This window comes from Arthrobacter sp. ZGTC412 (assembly GCF_002929215.1).
Lineage (GTDB): Bacteria > Actinomycetota > Actinomycetes > Actinomycetales > Micrococcaceae > Arthrobacter.
In genome coordinates, this window is record NZ_PJII01000002.1 from 384,729 (window position 1) to 400,752 (window position 16,024).

The following is a 16,024-nucleotide window of genomic DNA, read 5'->3' on the forward strand; positions in this document are numbered from 1 at the left end:
GCCTTGATGACAGGGCGTAAAAGCGTAGGCATGGCGCTGCAGTACTGACGGGGTGCAGCCCCAATTCCGGCAAGACATGACCCTCGGCCCAGGCGTACGATCCGTGGTCTTCGTGATTGCCGCTCCCTGGTGGTTAGCCACCCAACGCCAGTTGCGACCCTTTCAGCCTATCAAATCCGGGCGCCGCTGCGCGGGTAGGCTTGTAGGCGTGAAAGAAGAGCAGCTGAACCAAGCGTATGTAGTAACCCTGTCCTGCCCGGACCGCCCGGGAATCGTCCATGCGGTGGCCGGCGCCCTGCTGGTGGCGGGGTGCAATATTACGGATTCGCAGCAGTACGGCAGCCCCGCCACGGGCAACTTCTTTATGCGGGTGGAGGTAACGACGCCGGCTGCTGCGTCAGAGCTTCGGGTTGCGTTGGAACCTGTGGTTGAGGCGTTCGGCATGCAGTGGAGCCTCAACGCGGTGGGGCAAAAGGTGCGGACTTTGGTGATGGCCAGCACGTCCGCCCACTGCCTCAACGACCTGCTGTTCCAGCAGCGCTCCGGGACGCTGCCCATCGAGATTCCCGCCATCGTGTCCAACCACCAGGACCTGGCCGGGCTCGCCGAGTTCTATGGCATTCCGTTTCACCACATCCCCGTCACCAAGGACACCAAGGGCCAGGCGGAGGACAAGCTCCGCGCCATCATGGCGGAGCACGATGTTGAACTGACGGTCCTGGCCCGCTACATGCAGATCCTTTCCGACGAGCTCTGCACTGAACTCACGGGCAAGGCCATCAACATCCATCACTCCTTCCTGCCGTCCTTCAAGGGCGCTAAGCCGTACCACCAGGCGCACGCACGCGGCGTGAAGCTGATCGGTGCCACCGCCCACTATGTGACGGCTGCGCTGGACGAGGGCCCCATCATTGAGCAGGAAGTCATCCGCGTGGACCACGCCCGCACGCCGGAGCAGTTCGTCCAGATGGGTCGGGACGTTGAAGGCCGCACGCTGGTCCAGGCAGTGCAGTGGCACGCAGAGCACCGGGTGCTGCTGGACGGCAACCGGACCGTCGTCTTCAACTGACGGTGAACTAGGCGTCAGGGAGGCGCGATGGAACCGGGAGCGGAGGACGGCGAGCGCCGCCTGGCCGACTACTACAACCGGCGGGCCGCTTCCGGCTGCGACCATCCGCCGTCGCGCAACCGGGCGGAGCAGCGGCAGCGTTTCATCGCCCTGCTGAAGTCTGAAGGGCGCCACTCCGTTCTCGAAGTTGGGACGGGGACAGGCCTGGACGGGTTGAAATTCGTTCAAGCGGGCATCCATTACACGGGGGTGGATCTCGCTGAGGGGCAGGTCCGGCTGGCCCGGGCCAGGGGCTTGGAGGTGTCGGTTGCGAGCGCCCGGCGACTGCCGTTCCCGAAGGGTTCGTTCCCGGCGTTGTGGTCGATGAGCACCTTGCTGCACATCCCCGCCTACGACATCGACGCCGTCCTGGCAGAGCTGGTGCGGGTCACCGCCCCCGGCGGGCTGATCGCGGTCGGCCTCTGGTCAGGCGAGGGTGAAGAGTTGCTGAATCCCGAGGACGACGTCGAGCCCCGCTTTTTCAGCCGGCGCAGTGACGCCACGGTTCGGGAAGTCTTTGGGCGCCACGGCGATTTCGAGGACTTTGTCACGTGGCAGGAAGGTGCAGGCACCGAGTCCGGCCCAGGCGCCGGCCACTGGACGCAGCACTACCAGTTCCTGGTCCTCCGCACCCCAGCCTCCCCACCCGACCAGGTGGGGCGGATGTCCTAGGCTTGGCCCATGGCTCCTCTCTACCCTTTCGCCGGAAACACGCCGGCCGTCCACGACTCCGCCTTTGTAGCGCCCACCGCCTCGATCATCGGCAACGCCACCCTGGCCGAGGACGCCAGCGCGTTCTACGGCGTCAGTGTCCGCGCCGACACTGCCGCAATCTCCGTGGGCGCGGGCAGCAACCTTCAGGACAACGTGGTGCTGCACGCGGACCCCGGGTTCCCCTGCACGGTGGGCGAACGCGTCAGTGTGGGGCACGCCGCCGTCGTGCATGGCTGCACAGTGGAGGACGACTGCCTGATCGGCATGGGCGCGACCGTACTCAACGGCGCAGTCATCGGCGCCGGCTCGCTGGTGGCAGCCGGCGCCGTCGTTTTGGAAGGAACAGTTGTCCCGCCGCGCTCACTCGTGGCAGGCGTCCCGGGCAAGGTCCGCCGCGAACTCACCGACGAGGAGTACGACGGCGTGCGGGCCAACGCCGCGCGGTACATCGAACTGGCCCGGGCGCACCGGGACCTCCACGCCTAGTCCAGCGAGATCGGGCCAATTTCGTCGAGCAGTTCGCCAGGCCCGGGGTTGCCTGGTGCGGATGAACCACCCAGGTGGTTCAGCACTCCCCACACTGCATTGAGACCGGTGGTGACGGCCCCTTCCGCCCAGCCTGCTGTGAACGAGACGTCGTCGCCCGCCAGGAAGATCCCACGCTGCGATTCAGGCAGGGCATCCTGCTTGAAGTGCGTGAACAGCCGCTGCTGGTAGCGGTAATGCCCCGGCAGGTTGGCCTTGAAGGCGCCCATGAAGTTGGGATCGGCCTCCCAGGAGACGGTGATGGGCTGGCCCACGATATGGCCGGCAATGTCCACTCCCGGGTAGATCTGCTCGAGCGAATGCAGCATCAGTTCCACGCGCTCGTCGGCGTCCAGCGCCAGCCACTTCAGCGCGTCGTCGTTCCACGTGTAGGACAGCAGGATGACGGCGGGCTGGTCCGGCCCGTTGTCCAGGAGGTACGTCGCGCGGTTGAGCCGGTCCGTGAGCGTCATCGAGAGCACCTCGTTGCCGGTGTCCGGATCGATGTCCTTCCAGAACGGCCGGTCCACCATCACAAAGGTTTTGGAGGACTGCATGTAGTGCGAACGCTCAATGGCGGTCCACAGTTCAGCCGGGAACAGGGCCTCCTCAGTGTGGATGCGGGTGGACAGCAGCCAGGACTGGCAGGTGGTGACCACGGCGGGGTAGCTGGCCTCGCGGCTCCAGCGTTCGCGGATCCGCAGGTTCCCGTCGGGGTCACGGCTGATCCTGCCCACTGCGCCGCGCGGCGAGCCGGAGTGCAGTGACGCCAGCGAGGTTCCTTCCGGCCAGTGGGCCATGCCCGACGGCGCGTGCTGCCACAGTGCCTCGGGGAGCCGCTGCGCTCCCCCGCGGATCATCCGGTGCTGGTCATCGGCGTCCGTGTACACCACCCGGAGGATTTCCAGGATGGAGTTGGGGAAGTCGGTGTCCCAGCCGCCGGTGCCGAAGCCCACCTGGCCGAAGGCTTCCCGGTGGGCGAACCCGGCCTTCTTGAAGGACTCACTGGCCGCGATGAAACCGTAGAAGGTCTGCTCGTCCATCAGCGGCAGCAGCTCGTTCCACAGCTCCTTGATCCGTGCCGTGTCCCTGGAGCGGATGGCCTGCTGCATTTCGACAAACTGGGCGCCATCATTCACGGCTGCCTTCCAGGCGTCCGCCACTTCGCGGAAGAACGGCGGAAGGTCGCCAGGTTTCTCCGCATAGTGCTTCTGGCCGGCCAGCTCAATCACAGTGCTGGAGGTGGCCGGGGACAGCGGGTTAGGGAACTCCTCTGTTTCCAGGCCGAGCAGGTCCACGTAGTGGTAGAACGCCTTGCCGGATTCCGGGAAGCGCATGCCGCCGAGATCCGCCACAACACCGGGCGCGGCGGGGAACGAGGCCGTGCGGAGGCGTCCGCCGATCCTGTCGGCTTCGTAAACCACCGGCCGCAGCCCCAGCTTCATCAGCTCGTACGCCGTGACCAGGCCCGAAAGCCCTGCCCCGATGACGGCGACTTCCGTGCCCAGCAGTTCCGGCGGCACAGATCCCAAACCGTCCGGATGGCCGAGGTAGTGGTCGTAGCTGAACGGGAAGTCCGGGTTCAGCATGGTGATAGGACCTGCGTCGGCACCGCCTGGAGCCGGGGCCGCAGCGGGAGTGGCTGACGTGCTGGACGGATCTGAGGCCGGCAGTTCGGTGGCGATGGTCATGGAAGTTCTGCCTTCGTCTGTTCGGTGGTTTGCTCGGTTGAAAGTTGTGGCGCGGAGAGCTCGCGGTATTCCTCGTTGCTGAGTGCCGCCACCCGTGAGTTCCGGCGTCCGTAACCAAAGTACGCGGCCACGCCCACCAGCATCCAGAGGGCGAAGACCACCCAGGTGTCGGCGCCAAGGTTGGCCATCAGGTAGGCGCACATCGCGGCGCCGAGGATGGGTGTGAGCGGGAAGAAAGGCACGCGGAAGGTTCGCTCCAGCTCCGGGCGCGTGCGGCGGAGATAGATGACGGCGACATTCACCAGGGCGAACGCAAACAGCGTGCCGATGCTGGTGGCATCCGCGAGCGCACCCAGCGGAACCAGCCCGGCGGTCAGCGCGACGGCGGTTCCCACCAGGAGCGTCCCGGCCACGGGGGTGCCGGTACGGCGGGAAACGCGGCCGAAGACCTTGGGGATGAGCCCGTCACGGGACATGGAGAGCAGGATACGGGTCTGCCCGTAGAGCACCGTCAGGACGATGCTGGCGATGGCCAGCACCGCGCCCACCGCGAAGACGAGTGCGATCCACGGCTGGCCGGTGGTCTCTTCGAGGATCTTCACCAGGGCCGCCTCGGTTCCGTCGAACCAGCCCCACGGCCGGGCGCCGATGGCCGCGACGGCCACCAGGACGTAAATGGTGGTGACAATGACCATGGACAACATAATGGCCCTGGGCAGGTCGCGCTTGGGGTTCCGTGCTTCCTCGCCTGCTGTGGAGGCGGCATCGAAACCAATGTAGGAGAAGAACACCCGGGAGGCCGCGGCGGAGACACCGGCGGCGCCCATGGGCAACAGCGGCTCAAAGTTGCCGGCGTTGAACGCGGTGAACGCCACGGCGCAGAAGAACAGCAGGATGCCCACCTTCACCACCACGATGGAGGTATTGATCCAAGCGCTCTCCTTGGCGCCGCGCACCAGGAGGACGGTTGCCAGCACCACGATGACCATGGCCGGGATGTTGACCACTCCGCCATCCCCCGGCGGTTGCGACATGGCATCAGGCAGAACGGAACCGAAGACGGCCAGCGCTTCATTCACGTACTGGCCGGCACCCACGGCGACGGCGGCCACCGAAACGGCGTACTCCAGCACCAGGCACCAGCCGCAGATCCACGCCATCCCTTCGCCCATGGTGGCGTATGTGTAGGAATAGCTGGACCCGGCAACGGGCACCAGGCCCGCCATCTCCGCGTAAGACACCGCGGAGAGCAGCGCAGCCAGGCCTGCGATGGCGAATGAAATCCAGATGGCCGGTCCGGCCAGCGGAACGGATTCGCCCAGAATCACCAGAATGCCGGTCCCGAGAGTTGCGCCAACAGAAATCATGGTCAGCTGCAGGACACCGAAGCTGCGGACCAGCTTGGGCCCGCCATTGTTGCTGTCTGCCTCGCTGACCATCTGCGCGATCGGCTTGCGCCGCAGCAGCTGGGCGCCCAGGGCTGGACGGGCCGCTGTTCCGGCGGCGCCGTCCGGGGCCGGGCCGGAGAGTGTAGGCACAGTCATCGTTGACGTCCGTTCGTGTCGTTGGCTGGTTGAACTGGTTTTCCCCTCACCCAGAGTAGGGGTGTGAGCGGCATCTCAAGGGAGTGCAAAGTGACCTATAGTGATCACCCATGAGACGTAATGCACCAAACAGCGCTGCCAGCCCGGACCAGTTCGATGCGGTCACGCTCGGGCAGTTCCTGGCAGCCCTGCCTGCCGAAGTAACGGTGGTGCACGACGCCGGAAACGGCCAGGTGCCGTTGCGGTGGGTGGAGCCGAGCGAGTTGGAGGACCCCACCCCCTACCTGTTGGACGGCGAATTTGTCCTCACCGCCGGCCTGCCCTTCCGGGACGGCGGAAACGATGGCGGCAGCCCGGACGGGAGCCAAAGTGCCGCCCGGGTGGAGGAGTATGTCCGCAGGTTGGTGGAGGCCGGAGTGGCTGCGCTGGGCTTCGGCCTGCAGCCTTATTACGACGCCGTCCCGGACCACGTGGTGGTGGCCTGCAGGGAGCAGGGGCTCACCTTGGTGGAGGTGCCTGCCAGCGTGCCTTTTGCCGCCCTGGGCCTGGAATTCTCGAAGCTGCTTGAGTCCGGGAACGCCCAGGTTTTCCGGCAACTGGCGGAGACCAACAGGCACCTCATGCGGGCAGTGCTTTCGGCCCGACCGGAGCATGAACTGCTGGCGGCGCTGGCCCAGCGCGTCCCGGTGTGGGCGGTCCTGGTGGGCGCTGACGGCCGCGTGCGTGCCCGGGCGGGTGCCGCCGTCGACCTCTCCCAGCTCCAGCCCCTCCTCAGGAAGCTCCTCTCAGGGAGCGGCCCCCGCGTGGAAACAGAAACGCTTGATGCCCCCGGCCCGTCGCGGGTCTTCGGCCATCCCCTCCGCAGCAGCAAAGACGCCACGCTTGGCGGGCTGGTGCTCGGCGCGGACAAGGCGTTAACTCCGGCGCAGAACAGTGTGGTCTCTTCGGTCGTGGGCCTCCTGGAACTGCTGGTCCGTCAACGAACCAGCGGGTCCCTGGCTCCCAGCCAGCTGGCCACCGCCCTCCTGCTCCATCCCGAAACGCTCGCCGGGGGCAACACCCGGCAGCTGAACGGGCTGAAGGATCTGTTGGCACAGAGTGTTGCGGGAACACGGTCCGGGCAGGTGCGCGTGGTCCAGGGCGTGCGGGCAGCGGTTGCCCCCGCTGCCGACGACGGGCCGGTCCGGGAGCTGCTGCAGTGGCGCCGGCTGTTCGACAGCAAAATGGTGGAGCTGACGGACTACGGCTTCGCGGCCGTGACACGGCTGAAGGTGGATGACCAGCTGGTGGCCGAAGTGGAGCACCTCGGCTGGTGCCTGGTGGTGGGCGAGCCCACGGAGCTGTCGGGCCTGCCGGAGGCTTACCGGCGTGCCTCGTCGCTCCGGCCCCGGGTGTCGGCGACGGGCAAAAGCGCTCGCGTCGAGGAGATGACCTGGTCCGTGACCGGCATGCTCGGCAGGGAGGCCGGCAGCATGCTGGCGGCCAGGATCCTGGCGCCGGTCCTTGAGCTGGAGCCCGAACGCCGTGACAGCCAGCTCCGGGTTCTCCGGTCCTGGCTGGCCGCGAACGGAAGCTGGGACGCCACGGCCAAGGAGCTGGGCCTGCACCGGAACAGTGTGCGGCGGCAGATTACTGCCATCGCGGAACTGTTGGACCTGGACCTTGGCCAGGTTCAGTCAAGGGCAGAGCTGTGGATTGCGCTGCAGTACGTGGATGGGCCGGTAACGGAAAACTCTCAGCCGCCCCAGGAACGGTAGAGATCCGGCCGCCGTTCGGCGAGGTACGGCACCTTGCCGCGGGCCTTGGCGGCGGAGTCTTCGTCCAGCTCCGCGAAAAGGAGCTGGGCTTCTTCGCCGGCCGCGGCCAGCAACCTGCCGTCCGGCCCGGCGATGACGCTGCCGCCAAGGAACCTGCAGTCCTCCTCGACACCCGAGTGGTTGGCGTAGGCAATGGTCAACTGGCTTTCCAGTGCGCGCGCACGCAGCAACACCTGCGGAACGTCGTCAAACCCGTGTGCCAGGGCCGTGGGTACCAGGAGCAGTTCGGCTCCGGCCACGGCTGCGGCCCGGACGGCTTCGGGAAATTCGACGTCGTAGCAGATCACCATGGACGTGGGCACTCCATTGAAATTCACGACGGCGGGAGGCTGGGTCGCCGGGCTGAAGGCCGCCCGTTCGTCAGGACCGAAGAGGTGCACCTTGGAGTAATCGAGCAGGCTGTTGCCTTCGGCGTCCAGAAGGGTTGCGCTGATGCGCCACTCCCCCTGCCCGGTGACCTGGGGAAGGCTGTATACGAGGCCGACTTGATGGCGCCGCGCGATGTCGGCAAGCTTCCCGTGCAGCTCGGGCAGGCGGGCGGGATCCAGTTCCGCCCGGACCCTGCGGGGTGCGTAACCCACGGGAAAGAGTTCGGGAGTCACCAGGACGCCGGCTCCGGCCAACGCAGCGGCTGCTGCGGCCGCATCAATAGCAGCACAGTTGGCGTCCACATTCATCACAACAGCGTTGGCCTGCAGGAGTGCCATCAACACAGCGGCCACCTTCCGTCGTCGGACCGGCCCTCAAGGGAAGGCCTAAGAACAGACTAGCCACGGCTTGGGCAGTTCCGTGGGGCCTTTTGCACCGCTTCGTCGCTCACCGAGGGCGGATCATCCTGGCTTTCCCGTCCCTGCTTGCCAGCCCCCTTGCGTTAACTTCTTGACTACAAGAGTTCCCATAAGGCACTCTTTCAAGCATGCCCGCAACATCGCGCTCAACGAGGAGCAAACCCCGAAATCCCGGCTCGCAATCCGCCCTGCGGCAACTGAACCAGCAACGGATTATCGAGTCACTGATGGGCGGGCCCTCCACACAGGCTGAACTCGCCCGGCACACCGGGCTCTCCACGGCAACGGTCTCGAACATTGTCAGAATCATGCTCGATTCAGGTCTGGCATCCACGGAGCCCATCACTAGCTCTGGGCGTAGGGCGCTCAACGTCAGGCTGAACAGCAACGGCGCGGTGGCGGTCGGAATCGACTTCGGCCGGCGCCACCTTCGGGTGGTGCTGGCCTCGCTGAGCTATCACGTCATTGCCGAGGAATCCGTCACGCTGCCGCTGGGCCACCAGGCTGAGGAGGGCATCCAGGCGGCAGTGGTCCTGCTTGAAAAACTCCTGCAGGAAAGCGGCGTCGCGCGCAGCGCCGTGGTGGGCGCCGGCGCCGGAATTCCCGGACCAATAGACCGGCGCACCGGCACCGTGGCCCAAGGGGCGATTCTTCCGGAGTGGGTGGGGATCAACATCCTCCAGCACCTGGAGGAAAGGCTCAAAATCCCCGTTTTTGTTGACAACGACGCGAACCTGGGCGCCTGGTCTGAGGTGACTTGGGGTCAGCACACCGGGGTCAGCAACCTGCTGTTCCTGAAGATCGGGTCGGGCATCGGAGCCGGCCTCATCCTGAACGGGGCACCCTATTACGGCAACGTGGGAATCACTGGCGAAATAGGCCATGCCACCATCCACGAACAAGGGCTCGTCTGCCGCTGCGGCAACCGTGGCTGCCTTGAAACCATCGCGTCCACCACCACCATGATTGAACTCCTCAGCCGCGGTGAGGACCGGCCGCTCACCCCCGCAGATATCGTGCGCAAGGCCTTGGCCGGTGACTCCGCAACCCTCCGCGTCCTCGATGACGCGGGGCTCGCCGTCGGCCGCGCACTGGGCAACGTTGCCAACCTGATCAATCCTGAGGTCATTGTGGTCGGTGGGCCACTCGCCGGCCTCGGCAACCTCCTCCTGGACCCCATCAAGAGGGGCTTGGTACGGCACGCGGTGCCCGTCATCGGTGAGACTACCGCGTTGGCCATGTCCTCCCTGGGCGACCGCGCCGAGGCCCTTGGAGCAGCCGCTTTGGTGTTCCAACACGCAGGAATCCGGAAGACCTAGATCGTTTTGTTATCCGGGATATGCGTTAAAGACTTGACGACAAGCGGCGTGATCCAGTTTACTTTTGCATCAGACGGCCCTGCGCTTTGCCGGCCGGACAAAGAAGTCATCGCATTGGAGGGTTAGGGCACATGACGTCCCAGACCACGCAAACCGACCCGATCATCCTCGAGATGCGGTCCATCACCAAGGAATTCCCCGGCGTTAAAGCGTTGGCCGACGTGAACCTGCGGGTGAAGGCCGGCGAAATCCACGCCATCTGCGGCGAGAACGGCGCCGGCAAGTCCACCCTGATGAAGGTCCTCTCGGGTGTTTACCCCTATGGCAGCTACGACGGCGACATCGTCTACCAGAACCAGGTCCAGCAGTTCCGCGACATCCGGGCCAGCGAACACGCCGGCATCGTGATCATCCACCAGGAACTCGCGCTGATCCCGGAGCTCTCCATCATGGAGAACATCTTTTTGGGCAACGAGCCAACCAAACGCGGCGTGATCAACTGGGCCGAGGCGCGACTGCGCTCCCTGGACCTGTTGGCCCGCGTTGGCCTGCGTGAGGACCCGGACACACCCATCAAGGAAATCGGCGTCGGCAAGCAGCAGCTCGTGGAAATTGCGAAGTCTCTGAACAAGTCCGTGAAGATCCTCATCCTGGACGAGCCTACGGCCGCGCTGAATGAGTCCGATTCCCAGCACCTGCTGGACCTGATGCTTGGCCTGAAGGCGAAGGGCATTACCAGCATCATCATTTCGCACAAGCTCAACGAGATTGAACAGATCGCCGATTCCATCACCATCATCCGTGACGGCAAGTCGATCGAGACGCTAAATGTCAAAGCGGACGGCGTGGACGAAGACCGCATCATCAAAGGCATGGTGGGCCGCACCCTCGAATCGCGTTTCCCGGACCACACTCCGAAAATCGGCGAGGTGTTCTTCGAAGTCAAGGACTGGACCGTAGGCCACCCCAACGTCCAGGACCGGCTGGTATGCAAGAACTCGAGCTTTTTTGTCCGCCGCGGTGAGATTGTAGGCTTCGCCGGACTGATGGGCGCTGGCCGCACCGAGCTTGCCCGGTCCGTGTTTGGCCGGTCCTACGGCAAGTTCATCAGCGGCCAGGTCTATAAGGACGGCAAGCAGGTGACCCTCAAGTCCGTCCGGCAGGCCATTGACGCCGGACTGGGATACGTCACCGAGGACCGCAAGTCGCTGGGACTGAACCTGCTCGATGACATCAAAACCACCACGGTGGCCGCCAACCTGCGGAAGATCAGCCACAACTCGGTGGTGGACCCGAACCAGGAATTCACCGTAGCGGAGCAGTACCGCAAGTCGCTGCGGACCAAGACCCCGTCGGTGGAGGAGGGCGTGGCCAAACTTTCCGGCGGCAACCAGCAGAAAGTAGTCCTGGCCAAGTGGATGTTCACGGACCCGGACCTGCTGATCCTGGATGAACCCACCCGCGGCATTGACGTCGGCGCCAAGTACGAGATTTACGGCATCATCCAGCAACTGGCCAACCAGGGGAAGGGTGTCATCGTCATTTCCTCGGAGCTGCCCGAACTCCTGGGCCTTTCAGACCGCATCTACACGATTTTTGAAGGCGCCATCACCGGTGTCCTGGACAAAGACGAGGCCAGCCAGGAAAACCTGATGAAACTGATGACCTCCGCCCGCAAAGCCGCCTGACCCCTGGACCACCCCAGAACCTTCCGGACACAAGGACTGACACAATGAACGCCCTCAAGAAGCTCTTTGGCGGAAATACCCGCCAATTCGGCATGATCTTCGCCCTGGTGGCCCTGATCGTCTTCTTCCAAATCGCCACCGACGGCCGCACCCTTACCCCCGGCAACGTCATCAACCTCTTCAACGGCAACTCCTACATCCTGATCCTGGCGATCGGCATGGTGCTGGTGATCATCGCAGGGCATATCGACCTCTCCGTCGGTTCAGTGGCCGCCTTTGTGGGAGTCACCGTGGCCCTCGCCATCCGTGACTGGGGAATCCCGTGGTACGCCGGTGTGCTCCTGGGCCTGGTGCTCGGCGCAGTGATCGGTGCCTGGCAAGGCTGGTGGACGGCGTACGTGGGCATACCGGCCTTCATCGTCACCCTCGCCGGCATGCTCCTGTTCCGCGGCTTCAACCAGTTCGTGGGCAAGTCCAACACCATCCCGGTACCCGCCGATTTCCAGTTCCTCGGATCCGGCTACCTCCCCGAGGTTGGCCCCGACACCGGATTCAATAACCTCACTCTGCTGCTGGGCATCGCCGCCGCGGCATTCGTAGTGTGGGGTGAACTGCGCTCCCGGGCGCGCGCCAAGGCTCTTGGCGCGGAGGTTCCGGAAATGTGGGTCACCGCGCTGAAGCTGGTCCTGATCTGCGGCGCCATCCTCTACGCCACGTACCTGTTCGCTACCGGCCGTCCCGGTACTTCCTTCCCGATCCCCGGCCTGATCCTGGCAGTCCTTGTCCTGCTGTACGGCTTCATTTCCTCCCGCACCATTCTCGGCCGGCACGTTTACGCAGTGGGTGGCAACCGCCACGCGGCCGAGCTCTCCGGCGTCCAGTCCAAGAAGGTCAACTTCCTGGTCATGATGAACATGTCCATCCTGGCCGGCCTGGCGGGCATGATCTTCGTGGGCCGCTCCACCGCATCGGGCCCGTTCGACGGCGTGGGCTGGGAACTGGACGCCATCGCGGCCGTCTTCATCGGCGGCGCTGCGGTTACGGGCGGCGTGGGCACCGTCATCGGTTCCATCATTGGTGGCTTGGTGATGGCTGTACTCAATAACGGCCTGCAGCTGCTCGGCGTCGGTGCCGACCTCACCCAGATCATCAAGGGCCTGGTGCTCCTGATCGCCGTCGCCTTCGACGTCTACAACAAGAGCCAGGGCAAGAAATCGATCATCGGCATGCTGACCAGGAACTTCAACCGGCCCTCCGGCGGACCCAGCAACCCGCTCCAGCCCGACGAAACCACCTCCACCAAGGAAACGATCGCCAGGGAAGCCTGAGCTTTTGCAGCCTGAATAGCGTTACACCACCACAAAGAAAGAGAACCAACAATGCGAATGATTGGTAAAGCAGGAAAGGCCGCAGCGGTTGCTGCCATCGCAGCACTGGCGCTGACGGGCTGCGGCCGGTCCGAGCCCAGCACGGGCGGCGGAACCGAAGGCGCAGGAGGGTTCGAACAGAGCTCCTCCATCGGCGTCGCACTCCCGCAGAAGACCAGTGAGAACTGGGTCCTGGCGGAGAAGCTGTTCAACGACGGCCTCAACGGGGCAGGGTTCAAGGCTGACGTGCAGTTCGCCAACGGCGGCGTGTCCGAGCAGCAGAACCAGATCAGCGCCATGGTCACCAAGGGCGCCAAGGTGATCATCGTCGGTGCCATCGACGGCTCCCAGCTGGGAACCCAGCTCCAGCAGGCCAAGGACGCCGGCGCCACTATCATCGCCTACGACCGCCTGCTCCTGAACACCCAGAACGTGGACTACTACGTGGCCTACGACAACTTCAAGGTGGGCGAGCTCCAGGGCCAGGCACTGCTCGAAGGCCTGCAGGCCGAGAAGGCAAGCGGCCCGTACAACATCGAACTGTTCGCAGGCTCCCCCGACGATGCCAACGCCAAGGTCTTCTTCGACGGCGCCATGAGCGTCCTGCAGCCGAAGATCGACGACGGCACGCTCAAGGTAGTGTCCGGACAGACCAAGTTCGAACAGGCCGTCACCCAGGGCTGGAAGGCTGAAAACGCCCAGCGCCGCGCCGACACCCTGCTCACCGGCAGCTACACCAGCCAGTCCCTGGACGGCGTCCTCTCCCCCAACGACACCCTTGCCCGCGCTGTCCTGACCTCCGTCAAGGGCGCTGGCAAGCCCACCCCGGTAATCACGGGCCAGGACTCCGAGGTTGAGTCGGTCAAGTCCATCATGGCCGGCGAGCAGTACTCCACCATCAACAAGGACACCCGCAAGCTCGTTGAGCACGCCATCACCATGGTGAAGGATCTCCAGGCCGGCAAGGAACTGGAAATCAACGACAAGGACTCCTACAACAACGGCGTGAAGACCGTCCCGGCCTACCTGCTGGAGCCGGTTATCGTCACTGCTGAAAACGTGAAGACGGCCTACGTGGACGATCCGCTACTCGGACCGATCACCAAGTAAACAATCTGATCACCGAAAAGTCCGGTCCCACATTCTGAGGGGCCGGGCTTTTCCGTTGAACCGGACAAGCAGGCGGGACAGGTGAAGGCCAGGGTCCAGCGGCGGGGCCCTCCCCCAAACGCTCTTTCATTTCCTGCGGGAACGCTCTCTCAGCGCAGTGAGAGGATGGGCACCATGAGTGCGCATATCGCCAAGCCATGGTTGTCCAGCCAGTCCGACCAGGATCCCCGTTCCGCCACGGGAGCTCCCCTCAATTGGGGCGTCATTGCCACCGGCGGAATTGCCCGCTCGGTGTCGCAGGATCTGGCGCTGCTGGCCGACGCAGAGCTGTATGCCGTCAGCTCCCGGGGGCAGGACACAGCAGACGAGTTTGCCACCTCGTACGGGTTCGGCCGGGCATACGGGGACGACGGCGGGGCTCACGGCTACGAGCGGTTGCTCGCCGATGATGCGGTGGACGTGGTTTACGTCGCGACGCCGCACGCGCAGCACCATGAAATTGTGCTGGCCGCGCTCAACGCCGGCAAACACGTCCTGTGCGAGAAGGCATTCACCATCAACGCCAGGGAAGCCGCCGAGCTCATCGACCTTGCCCGGTCCCGGAAACTTTTCCTCATGGAGGCCGTTTGGAGCCGGTTCCTGCCGGGCATGCAGCGGGCCTTTGAAATCGCAGCGTCCGGTGAGGTCGGGGACGTCCACTGGGTGACGGCAGACCTGGGCTTTCCGGCCCCCTACTCACCCACCTCCAGGCTCTGGGCCAGGCAGGACGGTGGCGGCGCACTGCTCGACATTTCGGTCTACCCGCTGCTCTGGGCGCTGGGAACCCTTGGTTTTCCGCAAACAGTCAGCGCGACAGGACACATAAATGACGACGGCGTTGACGCCCAGAATGCCCTGACGCTCGGCTACAACCACGGAGCGCAGGTGCAACTGACGTCGTCCCTACTGGCACATGGCCCGCGCACGGCCACTGTCGCCGGCAGCAAGGGCTTCCTGCAGAGCATCGGATCCATCAACAACCCGCGGGAACTGGTCATTGGAACAGGGCGGGACGAACGCCGGGTTGAAGCGTTCGACGTGGTGGGGCGCGGGTACACCTACGAACTGCGCGAGGTGACGCGCTGTATCCAGCAGGGCCTCATTGAAAGCCCGGTGATGCCGCTGGAGGACACACTGAACACTATGCGCCTTTTCGATGGAGTGCGGGCGCAGCTCGGGGTCAGCTACCCGAACGATGAACGGCAAGCCACAAAGGTGACACAGCCGTAAAGAACGGGAGTTCCAAGTCATTGCCATGACATGACTCCCGGCCGCTGTCACGTGTTTGAAGAAGAGCAGCCTCACTTAGTCGATGTGTTTTAGTAGATCCTAGACTTTCTGCAACATTTGGTTTTAAGCTTTTGGGATCCGTCGAATGCAACGGTACTGGGGGTGGTACGCATGGCTAAGGCTCGTTCTTCGTGGCGTGCCCTGCGTCCTGTGTTCCTTGCCGGCGCGGCGACCCTGACCTGGCTGACGTTTTCGTCCCCGGCGGCCTCAGCGGACGTGCTTTCTGATACAACGTCGCTGTTGGGCGGGGTTAGCAGTTCGGTTTCTTCTGTAACGGACAAACTTGCCGGCTCTGCACCCGCTGCCCCTGCGGCCTCTCCTGGCGCCGCCCCTGCTGTTGCCGCCCCTGCTGTTGCGGCACCCTCTCCGGGTTTGCTTCGGCCGGTGGTGGGCCAGGTTTCCGGGCTCGCGGACAACATCGTTGCAGCGGTCCCGGTGGTGAACCAGGTGGTTCCGGCCGGTGCCGTGACGGCTGTTTCGGCTCCGATCGTTGGAGTGGCTGACGGAGCTACCGCGGCTGTGGTGGACGTTGTTGTTCCACCTGTTGCCGGGGCCGTCCCGGTTCTCGAACCTGTTGTGGAGCCCGTCGCTGACCTGGTCATAGGCACGAAGCCCCTGCCCGTTGCGGTTCCTGAGCTGCCCGTTGTTCCGGAGCTGCCTGTTGTTCCGGTGAATGCCGGTCTTTCCGACGGCGCCGCTCTTCCCGGCGGCAGCACCGATCTTTCCGAAGGCGCTGTCGTTCCAACACGAGACGAGGCTGTTGCCGAGGATTCGGCCGTACTTTCTGAAAGCCCAACGCTTCTTGGCTTGCCCGTTGTTGACGCTGTGCAGGGCCCGGGTTCCGCCGGTTCCTCTGTGGGTGTGGTGGCCACAGCGGGTACGTCGTCCCCGCTGCGGGCCCCGGCCGCCGCGGAACCTGATGCCGGGGCCAGCGAGCCGGTGACGGCTGACCCTTCGCCCGTCCCTGCCCAGGCACCGGCTGTCCCGGGTTCCGGTACGGGAAGCGGCACGACCGCTTCCGGTT

General features: G+C 64.7%; 13 protein-coding genes and 1 riboswitch. Of the genes, 10 read left to right on the top strand and 3 right to left on the bottom strand.

All coding sequences use genetic code 11. From position 1 onward, the window contains the following. Positions 1-79 precede the first annotated feature (79 nt). Positions 80-165, bottom strand: a riboswitch (ZMP/ZTP riboswitch). A gap of 43 nt (positions 166-208) precedes the next feature. Genes purU through CXQ88_RS04900 form a run of 3 tightly spaced genes read left to right on the top strand, consistent with a single transcriptional unit; the run spans position 209 to position 2,308 of the window. After that, positions 209-1,069, top strand: a complete 861-nt coding sequence (gene purU, locus CXQ88_RS04890) for a formyltetrahydrofolate deformylase (protein ID WP_104043031.1) — start codon at positions 209-211, stop codon at positions 1,067-1,069. Positions 1,070-1,096: 27 nt separating this feature from the next. Beyond that, on the top strand, positions 1,097-1,780 hold the full coding sequence (locus CXQ88_RS04895; protein WP_104043032.1) for a class I SAM-dependent methyltransferase: 684 nt from the start codon (positions 1,097-1,099) through the stop codon (positions 1,778-1,780). 9 nt (positions 1,781-1,789) lie between these two features. After that, a complete protein-coding gene (locus CXQ88_RS04900; protein ID WP_104043033.1) occupies positions 1,790-2,308 on the top strand; it encodes a gamma carbonic anhydrase family protein in 519 nt (172 codons plus the stop codon). Here CXQ88_RS04900 and CXQ88_RS04905 read toward each other — a convergent pair. After that, positions 2,305-4,038, bottom strand: coding sequence for a flavin monoamine oxidase family protein (locus CXQ88_RS04905; RefSeq protein ID WP_181037419.1), 1,734 nt, complete (start codon positions 4,036-4,038; stop codon positions 2,305-2,307). The genes CXQ88_RS04900 and CXQ88_RS04905 overlap by 4 nt on opposite strands. Further along, entirely contained in the window at positions 4,035-5,582 is a 1,548-nt protein-coding gene (locus tag CXQ88_RS04910) for an amino acid permease (RefSeq protein WP_104043034.1), read from the bottom strand. The genes CXQ88_RS04905 and CXQ88_RS04910 overlap by 4 nt, the downstream gene beginning before the upstream one ends. 110 nt (positions 5,583-5,692) lie before the next feature. On the opposite strand from CXQ88_RS04910, the gene CXQ88_RS04915 reads away from it, so the two are divergent. After that, positions 5,693-7,339 carry a PucR family transcriptional regulator gene (locus tag CXQ88_RS04915; protein WP_104043035.1) on the top strand — a complete coding sequence of 549 codons (1,647 nt, stop codon included), beginning with the start codon at positions 5,693-5,695 and terminating at the stop codon, positions 7,337-7,339. Here CXQ88_RS04915 and CXQ88_RS04920 read toward each other — a convergent pair. Continuing rightward, a complete protein-coding gene (locus tag CXQ88_RS04920; RefSeq protein ID WP_104043036.1) occupies positions 7,318-8,106 on the bottom strand; it encodes a nitrilase-related carbon-nitrogen hydrolase in 789 nt (262 codons plus the stop codon). The two genes, CXQ88_RS04915 and CXQ88_RS04920, sit on opposite strands and share 22 nt — an antisense overlap. Positions 8,107-8,315: 209 nt before the next feature. On the opposite strand from CXQ88_RS04920, the gene CXQ88_RS04925 reads away from it, so the two are divergent. From CXQ88_RS04925 to CXQ88_RS04950, 6 genes are all read left to right on the top strand, one after another. Continuing rightward, positions 8,316-9,506, top strand: coding sequence for an ROK family transcriptional regulator (locus tag CXQ88_RS04925; RefSeq protein WP_104043037.1), 1,191 nt, complete (start codon positions 8,316-8,318; stop codon positions 9,504-9,506). A gap of 131 nt (positions 9,507-9,637) precedes the next feature. Then, positions 9,638-11,194 carry a multiple monosaccharide ABC transporter ATP-binding protein gene (gene mmsA / locus CXQ88_RS04930; protein WP_104043038.1) on the top strand — a complete coding sequence of 519 codons (1,557 nt, stop codon included), beginning with the start codon at positions 9,638-9,640 and terminating at the stop codon, positions 11,192-11,194. A 44-nt stretch (positions 11,195-11,238) separates the two neighbouring features. Beyond that, positions 11,239-12,522, top strand: a complete 1,284-nt coding sequence (gene mmsB / locus CXQ88_RS04935; RefSeq protein WP_104043039.1) for a multiple monosaccharide ABC transporter permease — start codon at positions 11,239-11,241, stop codon at positions 12,520-12,522. A 51-nt stretch (positions 12,523-12,573) separates the two neighbouring features. Then, entirely contained in the window at positions 12,574-13,671 is a 1,098-nt protein-coding gene (locus tag CXQ88_RS04940; RefSeq protein WP_104043040.1) for a substrate-binding domain-containing protein, read from the top strand. Positions 13,672-13,845: 174 nt separating this feature from the next. Next, positions 13,846-14,940 (top strand): Gfo/Idh/MocA family protein, encoded by a 1,095-nt coding sequence (locus CXQ88_RS04945; protein WP_104043041.1) that lies wholly within the window; start codon positions 13,846-13,848, stop codon positions 14,938-14,940. A gap of 171 nt (positions 14,941-15,111) precedes the next feature. After that, the coding region (locus CXQ88_RS04950) for a hypothetical protein (protein WP_146069163.1) at positions 15,112-16,024 on the top strand (913 nt) is incomplete at its 3' end.